5 protein-coding genes are annotated in these 4,620 nt (G+C 57.3%); 4 read left to right on the top strand and 1 reads right to left on the bottom strand.

Going from position 1 to position 4,620, the window contains the following annotated elements; all coding sequences use genetic code 11:
- Together ABYV26_RS21380 and ABYV26_RS21375 are read left to right on the top strand one after the other, a co-directional pair.
- On the top strand, window positions 1-314 hold a 314-nt coding region (locus tag ABYV26_RS21380), incomplete at its 5' end, for a lactate utilisation protein LutB domain-containing protein (protein ID WP_372683388.1).
- Window positions 311-1,072, top strand: a complete 762-nt coding sequence (locus ABYV26_RS21375) for a lactate utilization protein C (protein ID WP_372683387.1) — start codon at window positions 311-313, stop codon at window positions 1,070-1,072. The genes ABYV26_RS21380 and ABYV26_RS21375, both read left to right, overlap by 4 nt.
- Window positions 1,073-1,103: 31 nt before the next feature.
- Here ABYV26_RS21375 and ABYV26_RS21370 read toward each other — a convergent pair whose 3' ends face one another.
- The gene (locus tag ABYV26_RS21370; RefSeq protein WP_372683386.1) at window positions 1,104-1,997 is read right to left on the bottom strand and encodes a MurR/RpiR family transcriptional regulator; all 894 of its coding nucleotides are present in this window, start codon (window positions 1,995-1,997) and stop codon (window positions 1,104-1,106) included.
- Between the two features lie 483 nt (window positions 1,998-2,480).
- On the opposite strand from ABYV26_RS21370, the gene ABYV26_RS21365 reads away from it, so the two are divergent.
- Window positions 2,481-3,278 (top strand): methyltetrahydrofolate cobalamin methyltransferase, encoded by a 798-nt coding sequence (locus ABYV26_RS21365; protein ID WP_372683385.1) that lies wholly within the window; start codon window positions 2,481-2,483, stop codon window positions 3,276-3,278.
- Between the two features lie 67 nt (window positions 3,279-3,345).
- Window positions 3,346-4,620 (top strand): trimethylamine methyltransferase family protein (locus tag ABYV26_RS21360; protein ID WP_372683384.1); only part of this gene is annotated, 1,275 nt, incomplete at its 3' end.

Below are 4,620 nucleotides of genomic sequence, written 5' to 3'. Positions count from 1 at the left end.
TCCCCCGAATGCTGCTTCTGCTTCGCGCCAAGCTGGCCGAAGGGGACGCCTCCTGGCATGTTGGCATTAGAAGCAGGGCAGAGCAGGCGGCCTTCACCGCTTGGTCCTTCCTGATACGCAACCGGTTCGTATACGAGTTGTTCCTTAAAGGCGCTTCCATCGGTCAGCAATGGCTTCCTGGGAGACAGAATATGATCAGCCGTCTTCCTTTTGGCGGCAAAGGCTGGACCCAGAGCCGCGATCTGAGGCGGCTGGCTCCCCGGAGCTTCATTCAACGCTATCGAATCAAAGGTGCAGACAGGAAAGAGAAATGAGTTCGTCCGCGCGGGTTGAATTTATCCAACATGTCAAAATGGCGCTGAACAGCGATGATCCGGGTAGGCGATCGTTGGATGATATTACCCAAAATGAGCCATCTGCGGATGATCTCCGGCTTCTTGAGAAAATCGCCAACCGGGGCAAGAAGTCTCATATGACCCTGCTGGAAAGACTCGTTGAGGCCGGCAAATTGGTCAATGTGGGCGTCATTGTCGAAAAGGACGCAGACTCGGCTGCCGCCTTGATTTCGAAGATCGCTGCCGAAAAATGTGCTGAATGGGGCGATCAAAAGTCGGTGGTCGCCTGGGATCACCCGCTGGTCAATCGCCTTGGGCTTGCCGCCTCGCTTCTCCCTTTAGACATACCGGTCTATTTTTCCGACTGGCAGCCCGGGACGGCCGACCGGTCGGAGGTCTTTCGTAAGCATGCCGAAAATGCCTTTATCGGCATTACCGCGGCCGATCACTGCATCGCGGAAACGGCCACGCTCACCATGAAAACCCGTTCCGGGCAGCCGCGCTGTGTTTCTCTGCTGCCTTCCATTCATATCGCGCTGATTCGGCCGGAGCAGATTCTTGCCAACCTGAACGAGTTGTACACGCTGCTGAAATGGAACCCCGTCGAGCGGGCCGAAGGCATTACCCGCTGCATGACATTTATCACCGGTCCCAGCAAGACGGCGGATATCGAGGCCACCCTCGTCCATGGGGCCCACGGCCCGCGGGAGTTGTATATTATTGTCCTGACCGGCTGATCACCTTCACGATCCATATTTAGCCCACAGTCTACTCCGGCGACCTGCCACCAATATCCTTCATGTTGAACAGCACGTCGTTTTCCCAGTAGGACTGTTCCAGTCTGGCCTGGTGGGCTTTCAGGGCGTCTCCCTGCCGGCTGGCCAGCTCGTGGACCAGGTAGTTGATCAGGCAGGACATGGGGGTCGGGCTGCCCAGGTAGGGGATGTGTTTGGATGCGGCAATCAGGTGGTGATCGGCGAATTGGAGCACCGGGCAGGTGGCGCTGTCGGTGATCACTACCAGGGTTTGTCCCAGGCGCTTGACCAGTTTGCCTAATCGAATCAGTTCGTTGGGGTAGCGAGAGGTGGCGATGATCACGGCGACGCTGTCTGCCGGGGCGATGGTCAGCCAGTCGATGGTGGTGCGGTCGCTGCCCTTCATGATATGGATATTGTCCCGCACCTTGGTCATGGCCCAGCCCATATAATAGGCAAGCGTGTAGGAGAGTCGCGAGCCGATCACGTGAACCGGAACCCTTTTGTCGAGAATGGACACCACGCTTTCCATGGTATCGACATCCAATGAGTTATAGAGCTGCTGGAGATTGTCGATCTCCTCGGCAATGGTTCTCCGGAATCTGACCGCACCGGGCGCCTTCATGTCTGCGATATCCAGTCGATCCAGCAGGGTCAGTTCCGTGTCTACCAGATCCCGCAGGGCTTGCTGAAAATCGCTGTAACGGTCGTAACCGATGCCGGAAACGAACCGTACCACGGTGGCCTCGCTCACCTCGCAGGCCTCAGCCAATTCCTTGGTGGTCATGAATACCGCTTTGCGCGGCTGGGCGGTGATGTATTCTCCCAGAATTCGCCCTTTGGGCGTGAGTCCCTCGATGCTTTCGGTGATTTTTTCGATCAGCGGGTGCAGTTTCAGCTTTATCACAGAATCCTCCGCTAAGCTAAGAATGAAAAACATTCAAAGATATAATTAACTTCATTTAAGCTTCGTTGATATTTCTTGCATATGACGATTTCCGGTACCTAATCACAGGCAGGCTCGAAAGCGCAATAAAAAAATCTTAAACATCCCCGCAATAACCCTATTCTTCTGTATTTAATTTGTTTTTTTTACATGGTTATTTTTAATTTTATGGGCGCCGATAAACTGAAGAAAGGGGATGAGTGATATTTTTTTATTTGACATTGATTATTCCATATGAAAGATAAGCACTCATTTGACTATCCCAAACGACATTCAATTGTTGGACATAATGATTTTTCCGGCGACATAAGACCGAAGCGAAGAGCAGCGGTCGGAGTATAACAGCTGATAAGCTGATAAGCGGGTGAGCTGATAGGCTGATAAGCCCAAGGTTGAACCCAGAACCCAGAACCCAGAACCCAGAACCCAGAACCGGAGCAACCCATGATCATCATCGGAGAACTGATCAACGCCAGCCGCAAGGCGATCAAGGCGGCCATCGAGGCCAACGATGCCGAAGCCATCGCCAAGGTGGCCAGGGAGCAGGCCGAGGCCGGTGCGGACTACATCGACGTCAACGCGGGCATCTTCGTGGGCAAGGAGCCCGAATACCTCAAATGGCTGGTCGAAACCGTGCAGGAAGTGACCGACAAGCCCTGCGCCATCGACAGCCCGGACCCGGCGGCCATCGAGGCGGCGTTGGCCGTGCACAAAGGCACGCCCATGATCAACTCGATCAGCCTGGAAAAAGAGCGTTATGACAAGCTCATGCCGGTGGTCGCCGGCACGGACATGAAGATCATCGCCCTGTGCATGAGCGATGCAGGCATGCCTCAGACCGTGGACGACCGCATGAAGATCGCCGACCGGCTGGTGGGCGGGCTGCTCAAAAACAACGTCAAGCTAGAAAACATCTTCGTCGACCCGCTGGTCCAGCCGCTGTCGGTGGACAAGAGCTTCGGGGTGGAGTTTATCAACACCATCGAACGGATCGTGGCGACCTTTCCCGGCATCCACACGGCCTGCGGGCTTTCCAACATCTCCTACGGGCTGCCGGCGCGGCAGTTCATGAACCGAACCTTCATGACCATGGCGATCGCCAAGGGGCTCGACGGGGCGATCATCAACCCGCTGGACAAGCGCATGATGGCCACGATCATCGCCGCCGAGGCGTTGGCCGGCCGCGACAACTTCTGCATGAACTACCTCAAGGCCTTTCGCGCCGGCATGTTCGAAGGGTAGCAACGCTTATCGACTCGCCGGGGGAAACGGTCCGCCGGCCTTAAATTACTTTCACAGGAGAAGAAACATGGACTCGAAGGGTCTCAGTGGCGGCATCTACAAACCGTTGTCGCCCGAAGGCATCGAAACCATCCACGACGCATCCCTGACCATACTCGAGAAGACCGGCATGACCTATGAAGCCGGTCTGGGAGAAACGGCGGACATGCTGGCGATCGCAGGCGCAACCGTCGACCGTGAGAAAAGGCGCGTCCGGTTTCCCCGGCAGCTGATCATCGAGCAGGTGGCAAAGGCACCCTCGCGGGTTGTCCTGCACGCCCGTGACGGCAAGAACGACCTGGACCTCACCGAGGACAAGGTTCACCTGGGCACCGGCGGTGCCGCCGTCAAGATCCTCGACCTGGAAACCGGTCAGCCGCGCTCGTCGACCCTCAGGGACCTTTACGACCTCGGGCGGCTGGTGGACCGCCTGGATCACATTCACTTCTTTCTGCGGCCCTGCATCCCCACAGACATACCAGAGGCCGACTACGATGTGAACATGTTCTATGCTTGCCTCAAGGCGACCGGAAAACACGTCATGAGCGGGGTCAACGACGAGGCGGGGCTGCATCGGGTCATCGACATGGCCGCCATGCTGGCCGGCGGCAAGCAGAATTTGAAGGCCAAACCCTTTATTTCGATCATCACTTCGTTTGCCATCTCACCGCTGAAGCTGTGCACCCAATCCACCCTGATCATGCAGGCATGCAACCGCCAGGGCATCCCCGTGGCCCTGTCGGCCGCGCCCATGTCCGGCTCCACCAGCCCCATGACCATGGCCGGCACCCTGGCCCAGCTGCATGCCGAACAACTGGCGGGCATCACCCTCTGCCAGCTGACCCAACCCGGCGCACCGCTGCTCTACGGCGGAATCCCGGGCATGGCCAACATGGCCACCATGGGCTATTCGGGCGGCGGCGTGGAGTGCGGCATGATGAATGCGGCGATCCATCAGCTGGCCGCCCACATCCAGGTTCCGAATTACAACTCCGCCGGGTTGACCGACGCCAAGCTTCCCGATGCCCAGGCCGGCTGGGAGAAGGCCATGACCATCCTGCTTGCCGCCATGGGCGGTTCCAACTACATGCACCACAGCGCCGGCATGCTCGAGTCCATGCTGACGGTGGCCCCCGAACAATTCGTTATCGACGATGAGATCATCGGCATGGCCTGCAAGGTGCTCAAAGGCATCGAGGTGGACGCCGACCACCTGGCCATGGAAGCCATCGACACGGTGGGGCCGGCCGGCAATTTCATGATGTCACCCCACACCATGCAATACATGCGCAGTGAGTATTTC

It is taken from the genome of Desulfosarcina sp. (assembly GCF_041551955.1).
Lineage (GTDB): Bacteria > Desulfobacterota > Desulfobacteria > Desulfobacterales > Desulfosarcinaceae > Desulfosarcina.
The sequence above is the reverse complement of the archived record's forward strand: the minus strand, read 5'-3'. Positions and strand labels throughout refer to the sequence as shown.

Coding starts and splice junctions, on each gene's coding strand:
- ABYV26_RS21375 (WP_372683387.1), top strand. CDS start 311: ATGAGTTCGTCCGCGCGGGTTGAATTTATCCAACATGTCAAAATGGCG.
- ABYV26_RS21365 (WP_372683385.1), top strand. CDS start 2,481: ATGATCATCATCGGAGAACTGATCAACGCCAGCCGCAAGGCGATCAAG.